This window comes from Pedobacter ginsengisoli (genome assembly GCF_030244015.1).
GTDB lineage: Bacteria > Bacteroidota > Bacteroidia > Sphingobacteriales > Sphingobacteriaceae > Pedobacter > Pedobacter ginsengisoli.
In genome coordinates this window covers 1,025,188-1,048,279 of sequence record NZ_JASSYX010000001.1, presented here as the reverse complement: position 1 = coordinate 1,048,279, position 23,092 = coordinate 1,025,188, and the positions used below count along the sequence as shown (strand labels likewise).

Below are 23,092 nucleotides of genomic sequence, written 5' to 3'. Positions count from 1 at the left end.
TAATAGCAGTCCTCCTTTCTTTCTGAAAAAGTGTTTTAAATGCGATATATTTTATTTGCCGTATCGTAGAAGAGTTTATGAATGTCTTCATCTGTATAACTCCTTACACATTTAAACAATGTCTGCAGCCATTGATTGTAAGTGCCGGCCAGTAAAACTACTGGCCAGTCTCCACCAAACATCAGTCGGTCTGGTCCAAAACAGCCTATGGCGTAAGCTATATATTTACCAACTTCCTCTTCAGACCAGTGATACCAGTTTGTTTCCGTAAGCAGCCCCGATATCTTAGCTACAACATTAGGCAATGAGGCAAAAGCATCCATATCCTGCCTAAACTTGTTAAAACCATCATTTTTGATGTCAGGCTTACCTAGGTGGTCCAGGACAAACTGCGTATCAGGACAGGCCCGGATCATCAACAATGTCTGTGCAGCAGATGAAGGTTTAATGCTCAGGTCCATACTTAATCCATACTCGGGAAGTAAACGGACAGCAGTTAGAAAATCGGGATCCGTACAGATTTCCGGCGTATCGTCATACATCCGGCGCACTCCCCTGACTAATTGATGTTGTTTAAATAATGCTAGTGTAGGTATGATTTCAGATCCTTTTTCTAATGGCGCATAGGCGACCATGCCTCTTATTCTTGGATCTTTTAATGCTTGCTGTTCAACGAATCTGATCTCCTCCATGCTTTGTTCCGGGAGGCACTCGCACTGCACAAAAATCATTTTTTCAATATTAAGATCTTTGGTCTCATCCTGATAATCCGTTATTGAGAAAGACTTGTTGATTTCAGGAACATCTTGTAACCAGGGATAATCCAGTAGTTCAACATCCCAAAGGTGTAAATGGGAGTCAATCAGCGGAATATTTTGAATCCTAGTGTTCATCTTTAGCTAATAAAAGGGAGTTGATGACAGCAGATCTGTTTTCTGTTTTAAATTCGTCAGTAACGCATCCGGTAGATGCATTGGATACTGTAAGGCTGTACTTATATAGGACACCATTTTTATATTTAGGGGCTGGCTGCACCCATTGCGACTTTCTGAACAAAATTTCTTCGTCAGTTAGTTTTGCTGCTATGGTATTACTTACGGCATCAATGGAAATGATATCGCCGTCTGTAAGCAAAGCAAGCAAACCGCAATCAAAAGCTTCCGGTGTAATGTGACCAATAACAAATCCGTGTGTACCGCCCGAAAAACGTCCATCTGTGATGATCGCAACTGATTTACCCAATCCCGCTCCCATTACCGCAGCGGTAACTTTCAACATTTCGGGCATCCCCGGCCCTCCTTTTGGCCCCTCATATCTAACAACAATAACCTCACCTGGTTTTACCTGGCCCAATTTTACTGCTTCTATTGCGTCAAATTCACCGTTAAAAATCCGGGCAGGACCTTCAAACTTTTCTCCCTCTTTTCCAGTGATCTTTGCCACGGAACCTTCAGGGGCAATATTTCCATACATGATTCTTAAATGTCCTGAAGCCTTGATAGGCTGGTCAAAAGGCACCATGATATTACGGGATTTGTCGATCCCCGGTAAGCTTGACAGATTTTCCCCCAGGGTCTTACCAGTCACTGTGAGACAGTCTGTATGCAGGTAACCGGCTCCCATGAGTTCTTTCATAACCGCCGGTATGCCTCCCGCATTGTGCAGGTCTTCCATTAAAAATCTGCCGCTTGGTTTTAGATCTGCTAATAAAGGAGTTGTATCACTTATTCTTTGAAAATCACCAAGCTTAACATCAATATTTATAGCCCTGGCTATCGCAATCAGGTGCAGCACTGCATTGGTGGACCCCCCAAGTGTCATAATTAATGTGATGGCATTCTCAAAAGATTTCTTCGTCAGAATATCAGATGGTTTTATATCTTCTTCGAGAAGATGGTAAAGGTACTTGCCGACAGAAAGGCATTCATTAATTTTTTCAGAACTCAGTGCGGGATTAGATGAACTATACGGGAGACTCAGTCCCAGTGCCTCTATCGCGGCCGACATGGTATTGGCTGTGTACATTCCACCGCAGGCACCTGCTCCGGGGCAGGCATTTAAGATGATTCCTTCGAAATCTTCCTCAGTTATGTGACCGGCAATCTTTTCGCCGTACGCCTCTAAAGTCGAGAGAATATTTATTTTTTTGCTGTTATAAGACCCTGAAACATTGGTACCTCCATAAACCATAATCGATGGTCTGTCCAATCGGCACATCGCCATTACGGCACCCGGCATATTTTTATCACAGCCCATTACCGGAATCACGGCATCATACCATTGGGCACTCACGACTGTTTCTATTGAATCTGCTATGATGTCTCTGGAAGGGAGTGAAAAGCGCATACCAGTAGTGCCCATAGAAAGCGCATCGCTCACACCTATGGTATTAAATATTAAACCTTTCATAGCAGCTTCATCCACCCCTTTTTTAATGTGTACCGCAAGCTCGTTTAAGTGCATATTGCAGGGGTTTCCTTCATAACCGGAACTTGCTATGCCTACTTGTGCCTTCTTTAGGTCTGCAGAAGTAAACCCTGCTCCATGCAACATAGCCCTTGATGATGGCTGACTTTCGTTCTCTGTTATTTCTCTGCTATACCTGTTTAATATTCTCTCCATGAATTACCTGAATTACTTATTGTTGTTCGTATCTGTATTTAATTTCTCTTCCGCCACCGTCGCTGGATGCATAGGCTGCTTCCACCAGCTCCATCGTCTGATAAGCACTTTCGGCAGCATTGATGAGCACGGATTCTGATCCTTCGGCAAAACACATTACATTTGCCATAGAACCTATAAAAGCGTCCGGAAACCAGCTTGCGTTAAAATCGACAGACTTCCACTCCCTGGCCTCATTATCTTCAATTGTGATGTATTCAAATGTATCCGGCACACCTTCAGGATAGTTGATATTTAATCCAAGTGTGGTTTTTATCGCACCTTTGGTGCCTTCAAATTTGATGAATGACTCCTGATGTTTAAGCCCAAAATCATGGCCGTGGTTGGTATTGATGTTGGATTTAATTACATCATCATATTCCAGTATGATCGTGGAACGGGTAGAAGCCAACTGCATCATATGTGGATGTTTCAGCGTCTTAGCATATATTCCTTTCGGGTTACCAAAGAAATACCTCATCAGATCCATATAGTGAATGCTATGGTAGAGCATTTCCATGCGCGGAACTTTAAAAAGAAATTCCCACAGATGCCACGGATGGTAGATGTTCATTTTTATTTCTATGTCATGGAGCTGTCCCAGTACACCGCTGTCAATTAACTTCTTTGCTGCAGCAACAGCTGGAATAAACCGCATTTGGAAATTAACTGCAGCTGTAAAATTCTTTCTTCTGCAAATCCTCAATATCTCCTCCGCCTCCTGAATATTTTCCCCCATGGGCTTCTGCATCAGGATTACTGCATTTTCGGGAATAATTTCTAATACCTCTGCTAATACGGATGCAGGCACGGCAATGTCGTATACAATATCTTGAGGAGCTGCCTGTACCATTTGGCCTATCGAGTCAAACACAATTGGAATTTCAAATTCAGAGGCCAGATCTTGAGCTTTGGGTTTTGAAAGATCATATATACCAAACACCACCCAGCCGGCTTTTTTATAAGCGGGTAAATGCGCATCGTGAACGATACCTCCTGCTCCTATAATTGCTATAGGTCTCGGATTCACCGGCATTTGAATGTTATGATTTAAATCTGGGTTGGGTTTCATATTCATAAAATTTAGGTTAGTTAGCAATAACTCAAACCTATTTTATTTATTACTGGCACTTGTAATCTATATGTTAAATTATCTTAACACCTATCAAACTTATTCCTATTCCCATCCAAATCCCTACACGAAATAAGTATTTAACAATACTATTTTGACTTAATTCTTTAGTTGGGAAACATTTTTTTAAATTCATTATAGATATGAAAGCAATTCTACAAAAGGTTCCGGAGTCGATTGACTCATCCTTCGCAGTTCAACAGTTTCGGTCTGCTTATTTTGATACCCCATGGCACTTCCATCCGGAGTACGAACTGGTTTATATTTTAGAAAGTGAAGGCAAACGATTTGTTGGCGACAGGATCAGTAACTTTAAACCAGGTGATCTTGTATTAATAGGCTCCAACCTTCCGCATTGGTATAGAAATGATGCCATTTATTACCAGAATGATCCCTTATTAAGGGCCTCCTCAATCGTGTTACAATTCACCACAGACTTTTTAGGTGAAACCTTTTTGCTTTCTCCTGAAATGTTTGAAATACATCAGATTTTGCAAAAAGCTCAGAGGGGCCTTGCGATTAAAGGTAACCTTTCTAACCGGGTGGCAAAAATGATCATAGAGATCACCGGCCTTAAGGGCATGGACAGACTCCTGCAGTTACTGAACATATTAAATACTATATCCAAGTCTGATGAGTACACCCTGCTTTCAAACAAAGGACCGTCGGTTGGGGTAAATGTAAATGATCCGAAACGCATCAATAAGATCTACGAATATGTAATGAATCATTTTACGGAACCGATTACCATAAATGAAGCTTCAGCACTTATTCACATGTGTCCGTCCACATTTTGCAGGTATTTCAAAAAAAGGACCCGGAATACGTTCACCTTCTTTTTAAACGAAATCCGTATCGGCCATACCTGTAAATTACTGATTGAAGAAGACCTGAGCATCACAGAAATCTGCTATAAAAGTGGCTTTAACAACATCTCTTATTTCAACAGGCAATTTAAATCACGCAAAAACATGACTCCACAGGCATTCAGGCAAGAATATTACAACAAAGCCCGTTATAATACCGCGTTATAAAGAAGGCCTGCTCATCCGGAATGTGTATTTGCCTGATGGCACCATCATTACCAGCTTTCCATCCTGCTTCCGTACGTTCTTAATTTGTTTAGCAGCCAAAATTCCCAGGCCATTTACCGTCACTCCATCCACAGCAGAAACGGGCAGAAAAACTTCAGCACTTGAATTTGCAGGAATTGTAACATCCATATTAAATTGAGTCCCTGTTTTATTCCATGAAACAGAGATTACACCATTTACGGACTGATAAGAACTTTTCACCCAGTCAATATCGTTTCCATTAATTTGAGGATCAATGATAAAGTTCTTGTATCCCGAATCGTCGTCGGGCTGTTTAATACCTGCCAGGCCACTGTAAAACCATTCCATTAAATGTCCGAAGATCATATGGTTTTGTGACAGAAAATCAGCGGTCGGGCCTGACCAATGTTCTGCCAGGGCGGTAGCGCCATGCTTAATCTGATAGCCATACCCGGGTACATCTGTCCTATTGTTCATTTCATATAACAAATCCGATGCACCTCCCTGCGCCAATGCCTGCACCAGGAACCGGTGTCCTATATCTCCTGCCGTAATTTTTTTATTATGCACGAGGATTGAATCTTTCAAATTTTCAAATATTTTCTTTTTGTCCTGCCAGTTTTCTACCAACCCCAGAGATAAAGGCATGCTGTATGAAGTCTGGCTGCCTGAGCCATAAACACCAGTGGTCTTGTCAAAGAATTTAGTATTAAAATCTTTCTTCACATCAGCCGCAAGCAAGGCATATGTTTTTGCTTCCTCACTGTTTCCCAAGGTTTGAGCGATTTTTCCAAGCAGGACTACATCCTGGTAATAAAATGCAGTTGCTGTCAGTGCTACGGGCGTTAACTGAGAAACACCCGGGCTATTGGGGCCAATGTCAAGCCAGTCACCCAGTCCGTAGGAGATGATGTTTGACACTGATTTTTGCTGCAAATAGGACACGTATTTTTTCATCATGGGGTATGATCTTCGCAACGCGTCTATATCCCCATACCATTTATACAGATACCATGGCAAAATAACTGCCGCACTGCTGTACCCCGGATCATCTCGAAATGGACCGTTAAATTCAACAAATTCCGGAGCAATAGAGGGGACCATCCCATCTGGTCGCTGTGCTTCGATGATGTCGTCCACAATTTTATTATAAAGGTGAAATACATCATAATTATATTTTAGCGATTCTCCCATCAAGTGTGCCTGCTCAAGCCAGCCCAGCTTTTCTCGATGTGGACAATCGGTAGAAACGCTCACTATGTTACTGCGCAGTGACCAATTTATCAAATGATAAATGCTATTAAAAAGTTTATTGGACGATAAAAATGAGCCGGCGCCCGGAGCGCTGTTGCGTGTATGCAAAAACTTAACTGCAATTGGGCTGACACCCTCTATCATTGCATATCTAAAACCATAATAAGTAAATTTTGGGGTCCATTCTTCAACGCCATTCCCTTTCAGGGTATATTCAAAATAGAAATTCTCTCCAGAACTCTTTTGGGTAATCAAGCCTTTGTCAGTAAGTAGTTCTGATGGAGTAATTTTGATTTTATCTCCTCTTCTTCCCCTAACCTTTATGGATACGACGCCTGAAGCATTCTGGCCAAAATCGTAAATGTTCTTACCAGCTTCAGGGACCGATATTTTTTTAACAGCTATGGTATCCATAATCTGCACAGGGTATTCTATTTGCGCAGCCATTTTTCCACCTGGTCCCTTTGTGATCTTCACAGTTCTCCAGCCGGCATCTTTGAATCCTTTTTGATTCCAGCCTTTCTGTTCCAGCCTTGCATCATAATCTTCTCCGCCGTATATACTTGAATAGATTACCGGGGATGCAGCTGTTTTCCAGCTTTCATCAGTCACTACCTGAGTCGTACTTCCATCGGTATATCGGATCTGCAATATCATCCTAAGCATCGGGTAACCATATCCGGACACAACTTTACGGTACCGTTCTCTGTTTATATAGAAAAATCCTCCCCCTACTATGCTGCCCAATACATTCATTCCCTGATGAAGTTCCGTGGTTACGTCATAAGTATTATACAAGCAACGCTTTTCATAATTCGTCCAGCCTGGTGTCAGGAAATCAGGGCTTACCTTTTTACCATTCAGATACAGTTCATACTGCCCCATTCCTGAAACGAAAACTGAGGCTTGTGAAACGGATTTCTTCAGCTCGAAAGATTTCCTGAAATATGGATTGACGGCACGCTGCAGTAATTTGTTGCCCAACCCGTCGCCACTGGCATGAACACCTGGAATAACTTTTAAAGAATCTGGTAAAACCTCATAAGCTATCCACTTAGCCATCGACCATTCCTCTGGTGTTAAAATACCCATAGAAAACTCAGCCACGTCACTCCACACTGATGCTTTTCCCGTCTGGTCCCATATCCGGACACGCCAATAATATTTTTGAGCAGATTTTAATGCTGGACCCGTATATAAAACCGACACATTGCGGCCGGAGTTCCGCTTTCCGGAATCCCATAATAGAGCTTTATTATTTACAAGGGTTTGTTTTGACTGCGCTACCTGGATCTGACAGGCACTTTGTCTCACAACTGGCCGTTCTGTATTTATCCACCAGCCGAACCGCGGATTTGGAGCGGCTATGCCAAGTGGATTTTTTTTATATTCGATTGTTAGGTTAACCGGTCGCAGCGAAGCCAACGCATTGAAGGCGTTTACGCACAAGCTTAAGATCAGTACACATTTACCAAAGGTGCTCATTGCTGCTATTTAGTAGTTACAAAAGAATAGCTACCCGACCCCGCCTGCATAACAGCGTAACCATTTTCCTTTCTGAGCATGACAACTCCCTCAGCATCTGAAATGCGCTTCCCACTTTCTGTGATCTGTTCGCCGTACTTAAGCGGCACCCAGATCTCGGCGGTAGTATTTACCGGTATTTCTGCATTTAGTTTAAACCGCTGATCAGTTACCTCCCATGAAGATCCTATCTTACCATATGGAGAGCGATAACTGCCTTCAGCATGCTTCAAATCACCGGCAGGCTGTGGCTTAATTACAATCTTTTTAAAACCAGGCGCTGCGGCATTGATACCTAACAAAGACCGATAGAACCACTCTCCTACTGATCCAAACATCGGGTGGTTCTTAGAGAACGTATTGTCTGAAGCGGCCCAGGTTTCCCATACCGTAGTAGCTCCGTTGGCTATCATATAACCCCAGCCGGGGAAATCGCGCTGATTGGCGATGCGATAGGCCATTTCATTTTGCCCGATGTTTCTCAATACATCAAAAAGCATTTTTGTACCAAAGATTCCGGTTGACAAATGCCAGTTCTTCTTTTCAAATTCTGATAAAAGTACAGATACTACTTTATCTTGAGTTCCTTCTTTTTCGATCTTTGACCATAATGCAAAAATCTGTGCTGTTTGTGTTCCTTTTTCAAATTTCCCGCTCTCCGCATCATAGTACTTTTCTCCTATGGTATTCTGTATTTTTTTTGCCAGAGCAGCATATCTGGCTTCATCATCTTGCTTTTCGAGTATCCCCGCAAACTTATTCATTAGTTTGGCATGCAGGTAATAAAATATTGATGCAGTGAGCGGTATAGACTTATTGTCGAGTGACTCATGGTCGCCAAGGTCTGTGGTAAACAGGTTATCACTGGTACGTGATTCCAGAAATTCTATATGTTTGGTCAATGCTGAATAGTTTTCCTCTATCAGCCGCTTATCTCCGTAAAAATCATACAACTTTTTAATCAGATAGGGAAATCCGATCTGAAAGCCCAGCGGACCGGATTTATCACCAGGACCGGCATCCGCAATACCCACGAATGGAACTGTTTCAGTTATCCCCCCTAATGGCTGTTGATCGTCGGTAAAGTCTTTGACAACTTTGCGATAAAATCCCGCCATATCGTAGTGATACATAAATGATTCAGTAGTACAGAAAAGATCTCCTCCGTAGCCGAGCTTTTCCCTTCCCGGACAGTCAGACTGAACACTAAAGGCATTGCTGAGAAAAGTGAATTTTATATTGGTATCCAGCTTATTAAACATTTCGTTTGATGAACTGAAAGTTCCGTGTTCCTGAAGGTCAGCGTTCATCCTGAGTCCTTCTATGTCGGACAAACCTGGCTTACCCGGCCAACCTGTAACCTCGATAAACCTGAAACCATGAAATGTGAACCTCGGAGACCATTCCTCTGCTATCGATCCTTTTAAAATGTAACTATCTTCCTGCCAGGCTATATGCGGCGCACCCGGCCCGCCGTTTCCTCCTTTGATCTGTCCAGCCACCGCAGTCATTACGTTCAGACTCTCATCCGCATATTTATCTTCGCCATATCTCACCTTCACATGTGTTCCTGCAGGTCCCTTTACACGAAAGCGCGCTATACCGGCAAAATTCTGACCCATATCAAAAATAAAAACCCCTGGCTTGATCTCATTTACTGAGATCGGCCTGATAATCTTGGTAACACGTATAGGGGGCTGCACCTGCACAGACAATATTCCTTTTGGGCCCTCTGCTTCAATTGCGTTTTTCCAATCAGAAGTATTTGCCTTAATGGTATTCCAATTTTCCTTTTCAGCCCGCGCATCATAATGTTCACCAAGAAATATACTGTTCCTGATGATAGGACCTTTTGCCGTCTGCCAGCTTTCATCTGTAGGTACCAATGCTATTGATCCGTCTGTATATTGAAGCCTGATCATCGCTTTTACGCATGGTCTTCCGGAAACCAGCGCATTCCGCAAATTAATTCCACCCCAAAATCGCAGAGGCAAAGTGTTATACCAGCCATTTCCAAGCATGATACCCACTGCATTTAAACCATTATTCAATTGAGACGTAATGTCATATACACTGTACAAAACGCGTTTGCCGTAAGAGGTCCAGCCTGGATCGAGAACATGATCACCTACCTTTTCACCATTTATAAAAGCTTCATAATAACCAATTCCACTTATATACAGTCTGGCAGAAGCCAGTTTTTTTTCTGCATTAAACGTTTTCCGCAACAAAGGCATCGGATCATTTTTATAAAAATCCTCATCTTTTTCAAATTGCTTACTGCCATCACCTATCCATTTACCCTGCCAGTCAGTGGCATTTAGCATCGCTGTCTCAAACCATTGAGGCTCACTCCAACGTGATGATTTCCCGTTTTTGCCGTATACTTTTACACGCCAGTAATAACGTGTAAATGACTTGAGGGGACTTCCTTCATAAACCACGTGGACATTCTGGGAGGATAAAACTCTGCCGGTCCTCCATACTCCTCCCTTTATTTGTTTTATATCCTCTATGTTGTCGCTTACGATCAGTTCATATGCAGTCTGCTGTTGATCCCGAACTATACTCAGAAGCGTCCAGCTCAACCGGGGCTTTATGACTTCAATGCCTAATGGGTTAACGATGTATTCACAGGTAAGGCGGTCTGTTTTTAATTCCGTCTTGCCGGCCGCATGTAGAAGGTTGTAATGAAGTAGTATTGCGATGACAAATCCAATATTTAATTTATTAAATAATCTCATTGAGTATAAAGCTAAATTGATTAAAATGAACGAAGAACAATGTATGGACAGGCAACCGTGGTTAAATAAACCGGCCCCCGGGTATATCCTCCAGGGTAAAAACACTCATATGGCGCATTAAAATTACTTCCTTTTCTAAAGTCATTTTCCCTAAGTTCATTAATGTATTCCTTGATGAGTTTGGCTGCTGTTTGTTTATTGACTTTGGCAATGGCGTAACTTACCCAGCCAGTTGGCGTACCCCAATACGCACCATTCTGATATTGATTTTTACCTACAATTGCGGTCTCCCATGCAGTATTTTGATTAAAATCTTCGTCTTTGATAATATGTCTGATACTGCCTTTGTAGGCAAGCGTTCCATTTTTATAGGCCGCCTCCAGATGCCTGGCCGCCTTTAACACATCTTCACCTTCTAGAACATCCAGGTAAATAGCAAATGCTGTGGCCCACACATCAGGTTGCCTGCTTCGGCCATCAGAGGCTGTTAACATACCATTTTTATCCAGAAACCTGGGCATCGCTGCTTTTATTTTTACCGCAATATCTTTGTAATGAGCTGCCTTTATTTTATTTTTCAATCTGCTAAACATGGCCGAAAGCTGATTGGCAGCGCGGTATTTCAATATAGATGAATAGCTTAAGTCGCCGGTAATGGCTATGGCGTCTCTAAAACCAAAATCAACGCCTCTGAAAGCATCAGTTGTATAAACAATCTCATTATCCCTCCTGGCCGGCAATGTTTTAAAAGCAATTTCCAGACGATCGATCAGACGAATTCCATTTATTTCCTTTGACAACAGCGAAAGATCCGACGTTTGCTTAAAATAATAATCGGCCATATGGATAAAATAAAACTGATCACAATAGGCTGGGAAAGTCCCGAATTCGTTAGTACCCTGAGCTTCGTAATCGTAGGTGCCGGGGAAAAAAATAGGTTTTAGGTCATCTACCCTGATGTGATCAGCAATGGCTCCAAACGGCACCATGCTTCCGCCCCGTGTGATCCACGTCTGGTCACATTGCGTAGAAGCGGTAAGCAAAAGCATATGTTTTTGCTCAGCCTTGCTCACGAAACCCGTCTCAAGCGACATTGCATAATCCCTAATCCAGAATGAAGGATAGGTATCCCTACCGCCCGGCCGAATTAATATACCTCCGGTATTGTTCCTGCCATATGGCGCCGGAAGTGCCTGCCCGGGATGAATTCTCGAAGTATCCAGTACGGCTTTTGTAATTTCTTCAAGAAATAAGAAGTCTTCATTCGTAATGACACCTGATTTATGCTGGGCAAACATACCGGTCGCGAATGAAAGATTCAGTAATATTAGCAGTCTAAATCTTAGCATGGTTATTTGGTTTCAAAAGTTAATAGGCCAATCAGCATTTCCCTCCGATTGACTTATTGTATTATTCAAAACTATTTGAAATGTTCATTAAATACCTATACTACCTAATGATTTACCAATACTATATTGACTTGTAAAGCCATAGACGGACAAGATATTTATTTTTTTAAAAATAATTTGCGTAACTCACAGGTTACTTATATATTTGAGTAACTCTAAAGTTACTCATTATGGCAAAAATTATTAAACACCAATTTTCCTTCCCGCATCCGCCTGAGATAGTTTGGGAATATCTGACAAGACCAGAATTGATGGAGCTGTGGCTTATGAAAAACAATTTTCAGCCCATTACCGGCGTCGAGTTCCAATTCAGGACAGGTCCGATACCAAGCCTGGATTTTGACGGGATCTTCTACTGTAAAGTATTAGAGATCGTTCCATTTAAAAAACTTTCCTATTCATGGGGCAGCGGCCCGGGTGAGGGAGAAATTACACTTGATTCCGTTGTTGAATGGAAACTGCAGCCAGTTGAAAAGGGAACCCAGCTTTTCCTGGAGCATCGCGGTTTTGCGAAAAAAGAGAACCTGGCATTTTACGATGGCCTGAATCACGGATGGGCCGAAAAACTTCACAACATTGAGAAACTTTTAAATGAGCGAGATCATGGCAATACCAACGCTTGACGCATTCCAAGTGATCGGAGACCCGAGCAGGCGAAAGATGCTGATGCTGCTCTCTGCTGACAGCCTGACCATCAATAACCTGGCAGAAAATTTCGAGATGAGTCGACCTGCCGTCTCTAAACATGTCAAAATACTGGAAACAGCAGGTTTCATTTCCATTCAGGACATCGGCCGTGAACGATACTGCACGCTACAGAAGGACGGATTTGAAGAACTGCAGGCATGGATCTCTTACTTCGACGAATTCTGGACCTCGAAACTGAAAAAATTAGAAAACTTATTAAATAACAAACGGCACAATTGAGTTTACCGGGTGCCGGACAATCAATTCAGATTTAATGTCGGGCTGACGATAAATGGAAAATTAAACATTAAATATCCAAATAAAGATCAAGATGAAAATAAATGATTTTACAACTACAATATTGGTAGATCAAACCCCGAAAGAAGTTTTTGATGCCGTAAACCACCCTGAGAATTGGTGGTCAGGAGAAATTAAAGGAAGTACTGAAAAACTAAACGACGAGTTCACTTATCGTTATAAAGAATTTCATTTTTCAAAGCAAAGAATAGTTGATATGATTCCGGATCAAAAAGTAGTATGGCTTGTTATTGAAAGCCAAATTAACTATACAGAGGATAATAGCGAATGGACGGGCACAACAATCAGCTTTGAAATCTCTGAGGAGGGTAAAAAAACCAGGCTTCGCTTTTCTCACCTGGGTCTGGTTCCCGAAATTGAATGTTTTGAAAGCTGCTCAAATTCATGGAGCCAGCTTATTCAGCAAAGCTTATTTAGTTTGATTACTACAGGTAAGGGACAACAGCTACTTTTGGCAGGTTCATAATGATCGCCTGATATTTAATGTCCAGGGATTTTCAACTATAGAAATCGATTTTGTTTTGATAAGGTCTGCCATCGTCTTCCCCATCAGCTTAAAATCAGTAGAAAGTGTTGTAATCCCACCTGCCAGGAGCTCTTTAAGTGGTGTATCGTTATAAGATATGATCCCAAAATCGGTACCCGTGGTAAGTTGCTGAAGAGCTGCCTGTTTCAGCAGATCCACGAGGTCCCGGTCTTTAACAACAATAAATAAGTCGCCTTTTTCTATTTTCCTTTTCACGGTTACTGAAAGATAGTCATGGTCAAATCCATACCGGTTGCAAAAGGCTTTAAGGCCATCATAACGCTCCAGCGGTTCCTTCTCCTCTTTTTGCACCATATAAATGCACTTATATTTACGGATCAGTTCGATAGCCGATTCCAAAGCTTCATAGGTGTCTGTCTCAAAGTTCTGGGCCACCGATGAATATTTCCCCTTTAGTTCTGGATGAAAATGATCCAGTAAAAATACCCTGCCAGATAATGTTTCCAGTAATGGTTCAATCCCCTGAAACTTTCCCGACATGATGATGTAATCCGTATACTTGTTGTTGGCGTCGTTGATCAGTGTTTCAAAGACCTTTCGGTTGTAGTTATGGAAATATAAATCAACTGTTACACCGCTTCCGGACGAGTCCATAAAAGAGTTAAAAAGATCTTCCTTAAATTCATTGAATTCATTGAAAAGCAAGAATATATGACGTCCGGCTTGTATTTTGGTACTTTTCACAAAATAACCAACTCCGTGATTTGAAGCGATAATCCCCCTGGACATCAGTTCACGCAATCCTGCAAATACGGTATCGCGCGACAGGCCATACTCCGTTCTGAAATCATTGATAGAGGGTATTCTGTCGCCATTCTTGTATTCTTCCGTGCTTATTCTGTCAACGACGTGGCTTACTACAAGTTTATATTTTGATTTATTTTCTCTCACGCTTGATGTATTGCAAGGCAAATATAGTCACTCAGCAATCAAACTTGGTAAGAAAAATATAAAAAATCATACCAGTTCGTACCAGTTACGAAATATTTATATATTTGAACACCAAATCACACAAAATGAAGAAGTACCATTTCCTGATGTCTGTTAGCATTACTACAGCCGTATTCACCAACTGCATAGCCCAAACCTCCCAGAGCAACCCGGGAGTTCAGCTTACTCAAAGCGTTAGAGCACGAATAGATGATGCCTTCTGGAGCCCAAGATTTAAGCTCTGGAGCACTACAACCGCAAATGATGTACTGAATAAATTTGAAGGGCAGCACCTGCCTTCAAAAGAACAGAAAAACAACAATGTTTTTGAGAATTTCGACAAGATTACCGAGGGAAAGAAAGGAACCGGCGGTCATGCGGGCCTGCCCTGGTTTGATGGCCTGATCTATGAGAGCATCCGCGGTATTGGTGACCTGGTAGGTCAGCGTCCTGATCCAGTATTACAAGTGCGCCTGGATGGATATATAGACCGCATTTATGCCGCCCAGCAAGCAGATCCTGAGGGATATCTTAACACTTATACCGACCTCATGGAACCCACTCATCGCTGGGGAGACAACGGTGGTCTTTTGCGGTACCAGCATGATGTTTACAATGCCGGTATGCTCATAGAGGCAGGTGTTCATTATTACAAAGCTACTGGCAAAACCAAGCTGCTGAATGTAGCCACCCGGTTCGCAAATCACATGAGCAGTCTAATGGGACCAGTCCCCAAAAGGAATATTGTGCCAGCTCATTCCGGCCCTGAAGAGGCAGTCATGAAGTTGTACAGGTTGTACAGGGACAACCCTGAGCTCAAAAAGAAAATGAATTTTCCGGTACATGAGCAGGACTACTATCAGCTCGTAAGGTTCTGGATTGAAAACCGCGGCAATCACATTAACTATCCGCTTTGGCAAACCTGGGGCAATGACAAATCAGAAAAATGGATCAAGGACCAAAAATATAAAGAAGGGACTGTAACCAGCGCTACCAGGCCATCCTGGGGCGATTACGCACAGGATTCTATATCGGTTTTCAAACAGAAGACAATTGAAGGCCATGCAGTGCGTGCCACGCTTTTGGCAACAGGCATTGCAGCTGTTGCCTTGGAAAACCATGATCCTCAGTACATACAAACAGCAGATCGGCTGTGGGACAATATGGTAGGCCGCCGCATGTTTGTAACTGGTGGTGTTGGTGCCATTGATGAGAAATTCGGGCCGGATTATTACCTCCCTACTGATGCCTATCTGGAAACTTGTGCGGCTGTAGGTGCGGGTTTCTTTAGCCAGCGTATGAATGAACTTACCGGAGATGGCAAGTATGTGGATGAGTTTGAGCGGGTGCTGTACAATAACGTACTGACTGGCATTTCATTATCTGGCGATAAATATACTTACCAAAACCCACTCAACGCACACGACCACTCGAGATGGGCATGGCATTCCTGCCCATGCTGCCCACCGATGTTCCTGAAAATGGTATCTGAACTGCCCAACTACATCTATGCATCCTCTGGAGACCATTTATTTGTGAATATGTTCATCGGCAGCACCGCTAATATCCAGCTGGCCAATAAAACATCTGTAGCCATTTCTCAGAAAACCAATTATCCATGGGAGGGAAAAATTATAGTAAGCGTAGATCCTGAGAAACAATCCACTTTTAGTTTAAGTTTGCGTATTCCCGGATGGGCAAAGGGAAAAGAAAATCCGTATGACCTTTACCGTTCCGATCTGCGCTCATCCTATAGTCTTTTTGTAAACGGCACTCCTGCGCAAGCAGTAGTGTATAACGGTTATGCTGTAATCAACCGTAAATGGAAAAAAGGTGACCATGTAGAACTGCAGCTACCAATGAAACCACGTTTCGTTACTGCCAATGCTCAAGTAAAAGATTTGAGAAATAGTGTTACCATAGCTTCCGGACCTATCGTTTATAGTCTTGAAGCTGCAGATAACAATGACTTTGCGCAGCTGCAGATTGATACTACGGCGGCATTGCAATTGCAATACCGGAACGATCTGTTAAAAGGTGTGAATGTGGTCACCGGCAAAACCATTTCCGGTAAAACATTTACTGCAATCCCATACTACGCCGTCGGAAACCGGGAGGCAAAAGGTTATAAAGTCTGGCTGCCTGTCCCTCAGACTTCCCGTATTAAGGTAAATGGCAGAAAGGTTGAAAACAAGATCAGTCCGCTCATTTACGGTTCTAACATTGAAGATGTGAATCACGAAATTTACGGTGGCTTTTACGACCAGCGTATATTTGGCGAAAGCTTTGAAGAACCTTCAACAGGTGTAAATTATAACCAATGGCGGAGATATACTGGTTATTGGACTGCAAATGACGGTGCAGTTGCCATCATCCCCGGCAGAAATACAACCAGTGATGTCAGGATGAATGGTATACACCCGATCGGTGTGGAGCCAGATCACAGTGCCAAGCTGGTTTATGAATCCAGGGATATGGCCAATTGTACAGTTGCTGTAGAGATGAAATTTACGGGAAAGGGTGAAAGTGCTGCCCTTTTGGTGCGGGTGGCCAATGCAGGTGTGGGTAACGATGCTTTTGATGGCTATGAGATCAGCTTGAACAGGAATGGCAAGAGCATAATGGCAGGTAAGCACCGTCAGAATTTCGAACAGCTAAAAGAAGCAGCGGTAAGTTTTGATCCCCAGGCATGGAATAAAGTAAGCGTGTCGCTCAACGGATCAAAAATCGACGTATATCTGAACGGTCAGCCAGTGCTTTCCTTTACAGACGACCACAGCCCCCTGCTTAAAGGAAAGATAGGCTTACGCACCTGGCGGTCAGCAGTGGCATTCAGAAATGTTACCATAGAGGAAAACGGAGAAACCGAACTGGCCCCGCTTGTCAACGGTGCCAATGAGCAGTTGAGCTACAACTGGGATATCATCCGTACTGTTTCGGCAAAGGCGAGCTTTGAGCTGGACAACAAAACAGCCTATAATGGTAAAAACTCACAAACCATAACATTAAACAATATGGGAAAAGCCGGCATTGCTAACCGGGGCTTGAACCGCTGGGGCATTGCAGTGCGCAGGAATCAGCCTCTAAGTGGCAGAGTCTACTTAAAGTCACAACAATTTTCAGGTCCTGTAAGCGTAGCATTAGAAAGCGCAGACGGCCGCAGGACCTATGCAGTAAAGCAACTCACCGGCATTGGTACATCCTGGAAAAAATTCCCCTTCACACTTACTGCAAATACCACCGATCTTCATGCAAGGCTAGCCATTTATGTCAGTTCGAGAGGCAAACTCTGGATTGACCAGGTGGTGTTAACGGGCACTGGCAAAGAACAGTTTAAGGGCTTGCCAATAAGGGCAGACATTGGCAATATGCTGGTGGCTCAGGGCCTGACGTTTCTCCGCTATGCCGGCACAATGGTCAATTCTCCAGAATACAAATTTAAAAACATGATTGGGGATCCCGACAAGCGCCCCCCTTACCGTGGACACTGGAACCATTACACTACCAATGGTTTCGGTATTGAAGAGTTCCTGAAATATTGTGAAGTAACAGGCATAATCCCTTGCTTTGCCGTCAATATTTACGAAACGCCCGAAGACATGGCCGATATGGTGGAATATCTCAACGGGGATGTGTCTACCCCTTGGGGCGCAAAACGTGCCGCAAACGGGCACCCTAAGCCTTATGGCGTGAAATACATTGAGATTGGCAACGAAGAAGTCATCTTTAACGGTGATAGCAAAAAAGCTTATGAGGAGTACGTACAGCGTTTCAATGTATTGTATAGCGCGATGAAGCAAAAAGACAGCACTTTGAAATTTGTGAATGCCGCCTGGTGGCGTCCGGGGTCGCCAAATATGGAATATGTTTTCCGGGAACTAAATGGTAAAGCTGATTACTGGGATTTGCATGTAGGTGGTGATGATCCGAAGTCTGGACTGTATACCGACAAACAGCTAGCCGAAATGCTTGGGCAACTAAAGCAATGGGACCCGCAAACCAGAATGAAGATCGCCGTTTTTGAAGAAAATGGCAGCAGGCACGACATACAACGGGCACTTGGACACGCCACTAACCTCAACGCCATTAGAAGACACAGCGAATCGGTGCTCACTTCAAGCCCGGCCAATGCATTGCAGCCTTACCGGCAAAACGACAATGACTGGGACCAGGGCCAGGTCTTTTTTACCGCAGACCAGGTATGGGGTATGCCCCCTTTTTATTCGCAAAAAATGCAGGCTGAGCAGCATTTACCCTTGCGGGTGCAAACTGACGTTGACGGGCCACTTGATGTAACAGCGACGCGCAGTGAAGATGGTAAAATTCTGATGCTGCATGTCGTGAACACCGGAAGCGATGCCTTGCATACTAGTATTGAGCTTACCGGATTTGAAGGAAGAAAAGCAGAAACCGAGGTTCTTGCGATTTCCGGCACACTGGACTCCAGGAACACTCCGGAAGAACCTGAGAAACATAAGAGTATCACATCAAAAATTATACTGAACGGCGATGTTCCCGATTACAACTTTCCCCCGCATTCGTACACGATAATTAAGTTCATCAGATAATTGGATTTTTCACTGGAACGTTTAACGCCCTGCAACTAAAATTGCAGGGTTTTTAGGTAAAAAACCAATAGACTACTATTTCTATAGATTTAATTTTAATTATTGAAAATAATAGTATATTTGCATCACAAACAATTGTTGACAATCTGAATAAAATGAGACCAGATTCATATCTTATTAAAATTAAAACAACCGCATCTGACGAAGAAATGATCTTCCTTCCGGACTATTGTTGTTGTTGTTGATGCAAGCTGGGTAGTGATCCTTCGAGGTCAACAGCTATAAATCCCTGAAGACTTGAAAAACTATAAAAGGATATTGAAAAATGTCCATATGGGTAGTCTATGCGATTTTTTCGCTGAGCATTCCCCAACAATAAAAATCAACGCGCATAAGACAAGACAATTGCGCATAACCAATAATCAAATAATGTCAAATAAAATCATGAAAAAAAAATTACTTATCCTCTTTTCACTTTTGCTCTCGGCAAGCCTTGCTTTTGCCCAGAACACGGTAACAGGTATCATTAAAGGAGCCAATGGCGTTCCTGTACCCAATGCAACCGTATTGATCAGAGGCACAAAAATCTCTGTAAGTGCAGATGACAATGGTGCGTTTAGCATCAGCACAAAACAAGAACCGCCGTTTTATCTTCAGGTCAGTTCTGTTGGCTATAAACCACAGGATTTCCAGGTTTTAAAATTTCAGGATACTCCTTTGGAATTTACCCTGGTTGAAAACGCGGATCTTGATGAGATCGTTGTTACCTCAAGAAGACGTTCAGAGGTTTTACAGGATGTACCAATTGCGATCACCGTAATCGGTGGTCAGGCCGCAGAGAATGCCGGTGCTTTTAATGTCAACCGCTTAAAAGAGCTGGTTCCTTCGGTGCAGCTGTATGCATCAAATGCACGTAACACCACGCTCAACATCAGGGGTCTTGGGTCAACATTTGGTTTGACCAACGACGGTATCGATCCAGGGGTTGGCTTTTATGTAGATGGAGTTTACCAGGCCCGTCCTGCTGCTACTTCTACAGATTTCCTTGATATCGAGCGGATAGAAGTTTTGCGCGGCCCTCAGGGAACATTGTTTGGTAAAAACACCACAGCCGGTGCATTTAACATCACCACAACAAAGCCGACCCTGGTGCCAACGGCAAAAGCGGAATTTAGTGTCGGCAATTATAATTTTATACAGGCGAAAGCCTCAGTTTCCGGAGCTATAGCAAAAAATCTCGCTGCAAAGTTGTCCCTATCGGGCACGCAGAGAGACGGTACGATCACTAACGTAATAGAAGAACGCAAATACAGCGGTCAAAATAACCTCGGTTTAAAAGGTCAGTTATATTACACCCCTACGGAGAAGTTGCAGGTATTATTAAGTGGTGACGTGAGTTTCCAGCATCCGGCCGGTTATCCGCTTGTAGTTGCAGGTATCACTCCAACAGAGAGAAGCGCTTATCGTCAATACGCTAAAATCATTACTGACCTGGGCTACCAGCAGCCTAAAGTAGATCCTTTTTCAAGAAAGATCTATACCAACACACCCTGGAAACAAAACCAATCTATCGGTGGAGTATCTGCAAACATAGATTACAAAATTGGTAATGGAACATTGACCTCTACTACAGCATGGAGATTCTGGAATTGGGACCCAACAAATGACAGGGATTTCTCAGAATTCTCTGCTCTGACCAAATCTCAGGGGAACTCCCGCCATGATCAATATTCGCAAGAGGTGAGGTATGCCGGTAACCTCACAGAGAAATTAAGCGGGGTAATTGGTGTATTTGTCCTTGCACAAAATCTAAAAGGTCTTTCCCAAACCGAAGAAGTAGGTAAAGATCAATGGAGATTTGTGCAGACTTCTGCCACAGGTGCTCAGGCAGGATATTCAACTCCTGGTTTATTAGATGGTTACGGTATCAAAACCAATTCGACGATCAAATCATTAAGTGCTGCGATTTTTGCACAGGCCGATTGGGAATTTATTGAGCACCTGCATGTATTACCCGGTTTGAGGTTTACTTATGATAAAAAAGATGTGGATTATGACAGGACAACCTATGGAGGCCTTCAAACTTCTGACGCTGCCTTATTAGCACTCAAAGCTGCTGTTTATGCCAATCAAAAATTCAACACCAGTACAGACAACAAGAATCTATCAGGTAACCTCACCCTATCCTATCGCCCTACTATCAAATTAAACGTGTATGGTACTTTCTCTACTGCCTACAAACCAGTTGGTGTGAATGTAGGTGGTTTGCCGACTACTGCAACGGGAGAAGCTGATCTTTCGCTTGCTGTGGTGAAACCGGAATACGTTCAGCACTATGAGATAGGTGCAAAAACCAAACCTGTGAAAGGTGCCATTTTAAACATCACCGCCTTTCAAACTGACATTAAAGATTACCAGACGAATGTACAGTCACCCCAATTAGGTGTAAACAGGGGCTATCTTGCCAATGCTGAAAAGGTGATCGTAAAAGGACTGGAAATCGATGGAACCTACCAATTGGGAAGATTCCTGAGTTTGAATGCTGCAGTAGCTTATCTTGATGGCGAATATGACAAATTCACCAATGCACCGCTTCCATTGGAAGAGACTGGTCATACTGAACTTGTAAATAATGTGGCTACACAGGTGGCATTTAAAGATGCTTCAGGAGGCAGATTGCCGGGCATCTCGAAATGGAACACTTCCGGTGGTGCTGAATTTAGTATTCCAGGTAAAGTGGGCACCAGAGATGGCAGATGGTTTGTAGCGAGTGATTTTAGCTACCGCTCAGAATACTCTTCAAATCCGACACCATCAAAAGTGCTGAATGTGGAAGGCTATACCTTGTTTAACGGCAGAATCGGATTCAAATCAGATAAAATCTCTATATATGGATGGAGCAGGAATATTGGAAAAACTAATTATTTCGAACAGCTGCAAGCCGCAGCAGGAAACTCAGGTCTGTATGCAGGCGTACTTGGTGATCCAAGAACTTTTGGAGCTACACTACGCTTTACTTATTAAGATTATTTGAGTTAAGCGAGATTTAAATATTTTGGTATTAAAACCAGTAAAAAAGGCCCGCAAATCATATGACTTGCAGGCCTTTTTTGTTTTAATTGTTGCTGAATGTCTCTGAGCTATTTTTTCCCTGTAAGCATTTTGATTGAGTCCACTTCAGCTTGTCTGTATGGCGTCCCGTCTTTTCTGAATATATCATGGAACCAAGGCTTGGGCTCTCCGCCACCCGGCATAGGATTATTCCAGGCATAGATTGTATTGGTTTTTCCTGCTACCAATCCCCAGTTGTAAGCGCCAATATTCTCTTTTTTCAGGATAGGCATAATGTTACTAAACAAACTGCCTCTTGTTCTGGCCATATATTCAGTACAGATCAACGGACGCTTGGACACACTCCTTAAAGTATCTATCCATTTTTGATGATCTTTTACATCACCATAGTTATGATAAGTTGTTACATCGGAATTCTGGATCTGGTAATCTGAAAGTTCCTTCAAAGCAAGTTTCCAAACGCCTACAGAAAGTGGCTGACTAGGGTTCACTGTTCTGCCCCATTCAAAAACCCGTTTTAGGAGATCCATACTTTTGTTTCCATAGTCTGAATTTCCGGGCTCATTATAAAGGTCCCAAAGCACAATGCGCTTGTCATCTTTGAATGTGGTCAGCACATCTTTTGTATAAGCTTCAAGGGTATCTACAAGCGTAGAATCCTGGTGATACAGGTCTCCCGGATCCCTGATCCAACCGGAATTGTGAATACCAGTTTTTGGTTCCGGTTGTTTTCCGGTTTTGTAGGTCGGGTTCCAGCAATCATCAAACAATACAAACAAGGTAGAGATATGGTGTTTATCAGCGATGTCCAGATACTCTTTCATCCTGTTTTTAAAGCCTTCTTTATCTTGTTGCCAAGCTGCGTGGTGCAGGTATACCCGCATAGAATTCATACCAATACCTTCTGCGTAACCCAGTTCCCTGTCAATTGTGACAGGATCAAAAGTTTCTTTCTGCCACATTTCGAGCTGGTTGATGGCTGTGCTTGGAATAAAATCACTGCCCCGAAGCCAGCCCCATTGTTCGTACCATTTATTGGCTTGTTCAACGCTCCATATGTCGCGCGGTTTTTGATCTGCCGCTGTGGTTTGCCCGCCTGGTTTTTGTACACATGCCTGGAGCGCAAAGCCAAACAGGAACAGCGCCAAGTAATAGATTTTTAGGTTTCTCATTTTTATCATTCTTTACGTT

Annotated in this window: 14 protein-coding genes; 6 read left to right on the top strand and 8 right to left on the bottom strand. The window is 42.9% G+C overall.

Annotation, left to right across the window (positions count from 1 at the left end; genetic code table 11):
* Nucleotides 1-35 precede the first annotated feature (35 nt).
* From QEP08_RS04530 to QEP08_RS04520, 3 genes are read right to left on the bottom strand one after another with little or no spacing between them, the layout of a single operon-like run.
* On the bottom strand, nucleotides 36-893 hold the full coding sequence (locus tag QEP08_RS04530; protein ID WP_285056205.1) for an amidohydrolase family protein: 858 nt from the start codon (nucleotides 891-893) through the stop codon (nucleotides 36-38).
* Complete coding sequence (gene ilvD / locus QEP08_RS04525) at nucleotides 883-2,622, bottom strand: dihydroxy-acid dehydratase (protein WP_285056204.1); 1,740 nt, start codon at nucleotides 2,620-2,622, stop codon at nucleotides 883-885. The genes QEP08_RS04530 and ilvD overlap by 11 nt, the downstream gene beginning before the upstream one ends.
* 16 nt (nucleotides 2,623-2,638) lie before the next feature.
* Nucleotides 2,639-3,733, bottom strand: a complete 1,095-nt coding sequence (locus QEP08_RS04520) for a Gfo/Idh/MocA family protein (protein ID WP_285056202.1) — start codon at nucleotides 3,731-3,733, stop codon at nucleotides 2,639-2,641.
* A gap of 203 nt (nucleotides 3,734-3,936) precedes the next feature.
* Between QEP08_RS04520 and QEP08_RS04515 the strand changes: the two genes are divergently transcribed.
* On the top strand, nucleotides 3,937-4,827 hold the full coding sequence (locus QEP08_RS04515) for an AraC family transcriptional regulator (protein WP_285056200.1): 891 nt from the start codon (nucleotides 3,937-3,939) through the stop codon (nucleotides 4,825-4,827).
* On the opposite strand, the gene QEP08_RS04510 is transcribed toward QEP08_RS04515, so the two are convergent.
* The 3 genes from QEP08_RS04510 to QEP08_RS04500 are packed head-to-tail and all read right to left on the bottom strand — an operon-like array spanning nucleotide 4,822 to nucleotide 11,719.
* Nucleotides 4,822-7,587 (bottom strand): family 78 glycoside hydrolase catalytic domain, encoded by a 2,766-nt coding sequence (locus tag QEP08_RS04510; protein ID WP_285056198.1) that lies wholly within the window; start codon nucleotides 7,585-7,587, stop codon nucleotides 4,822-4,824. The genes QEP08_RS04515 and QEP08_RS04510 overlap by 6 nt on opposite strands.
* A 5-nt stretch (nucleotides 7,588-7,592) precedes the next feature.
* Complete coding sequence (locus tag QEP08_RS04505) at nucleotides 7,593-10,370, bottom strand: family 78 glycoside hydrolase catalytic domain (RefSeq protein ID WP_285056196.1); 2,778 nt, start codon at nucleotides 10,368-10,370, stop codon at nucleotides 7,593-7,595.
* A gap of 20 nt (nucleotides 10,371-10,390) precedes the next feature.
* Complete coding sequence (locus QEP08_RS04500) at nucleotides 10,391-11,719, bottom strand: hypothetical protein (protein ID WP_285056194.1); 1,329 nt, start codon at nucleotides 11,717-11,719, stop codon at nucleotides 10,391-10,393.
* A 230-nt stretch (nucleotides 11,720-11,949) separates the two neighbouring features.
* Between QEP08_RS04500 and QEP08_RS04495 the strand changes: the two genes are divergently transcribed.
* The 3 genes from QEP08_RS04495 (at nucleotide 11,950) to QEP08_RS04485 (ending at nucleotide 13,250) form a co-directional block, all read left to right on the top strand.
* Nucleotides 11,950-12,402 carry an SRPBCC family protein gene (locus QEP08_RS04495; RefSeq protein WP_285056173.1) on the top strand — a complete coding sequence of 151 codons (453 nt, stop codon included), beginning with the start codon at nucleotides 11,950-11,952 and terminating at the stop codon, nucleotides 12,400-12,402.
* Nucleotides 12,383-12,706 (top strand): ArsR/SmtB family transcription factor, encoded by a 324-nt coding sequence (locus QEP08_RS04490; RefSeq protein WP_285056172.1) that lies wholly within the window; start codon nucleotides 12,383-12,385, stop codon nucleotides 12,704-12,706. Before QEP08_RS04495 ends, QEP08_RS04490 begins: the two co-directional genes overlap by 20 nt.
* Before the next feature lie 91 nt (nucleotides 12,707-12,797).
* Complete coding sequence (locus QEP08_RS04485) at nucleotides 12,798-13,250, top strand: SRPBCC family protein (RefSeq protein WP_285056170.1); 453 nt, start codon at nucleotides 12,798-12,800, stop codon at nucleotides 13,248-13,250.
* Here QEP08_RS04485 and QEP08_RS04480 read toward each other — a convergent pair.
* On the bottom strand, nucleotides 13,245-14,222 hold the full coding sequence (locus QEP08_RS04480; RefSeq protein ID WP_285056169.1) for a GntR family transcriptional regulator: 978 nt from the start codon (nucleotides 14,220-14,222) through the stop codon (nucleotides 13,245-13,247). The two genes, QEP08_RS04485 and QEP08_RS04480, sit on opposite strands and share 6 nt — an antisense overlap.
* 125 nt (nucleotides 14,223-14,347) lie before the next feature.
* Here QEP08_RS04480 and QEP08_RS04475 point away from each other — a divergent pair, with 125 nt between their 5' ends.
* Complete coding sequence (locus QEP08_RS04475; RefSeq protein ID WP_285056168.1) at nucleotides 14,348-18,829, top strand: beta-L-arabinofuranosidase domain-containing protein; 4,482 nt, start codon at nucleotides 14,348-14,350, stop codon at nucleotides 18,827-18,829.
* A 444-nt stretch (nucleotides 18,830-19,273) separates the two neighbouring features.
* Nucleotides 19,274-21,853: a TonB-dependent receptor gene (locus tag QEP08_RS04470; RefSeq protein WP_285056166.1), complete on the top strand. Its 2,580-nt coding sequence runs from the start codon at nucleotides 19,274-19,276 to the stop codon at nucleotides 21,851-21,853.
* Between the two features lie 116 nt (nucleotides 21,854-21,969).
* On the opposite strand, the gene QEP08_RS04465 is transcribed toward QEP08_RS04470, so the two are convergent.
* Nucleotides 21,970-23,073 (bottom strand): glycoside hydrolase family 2 TIM barrel-domain containing protein, encoded by a 1,104-nt coding sequence (locus tag QEP08_RS04465; RefSeq protein WP_285056164.1) that lies wholly within the window; start codon nucleotides 23,071-23,073, stop codon nucleotides 21,970-21,972.
* Nucleotides 23,074-23,092: the final 19 nt, after the last annotated feature.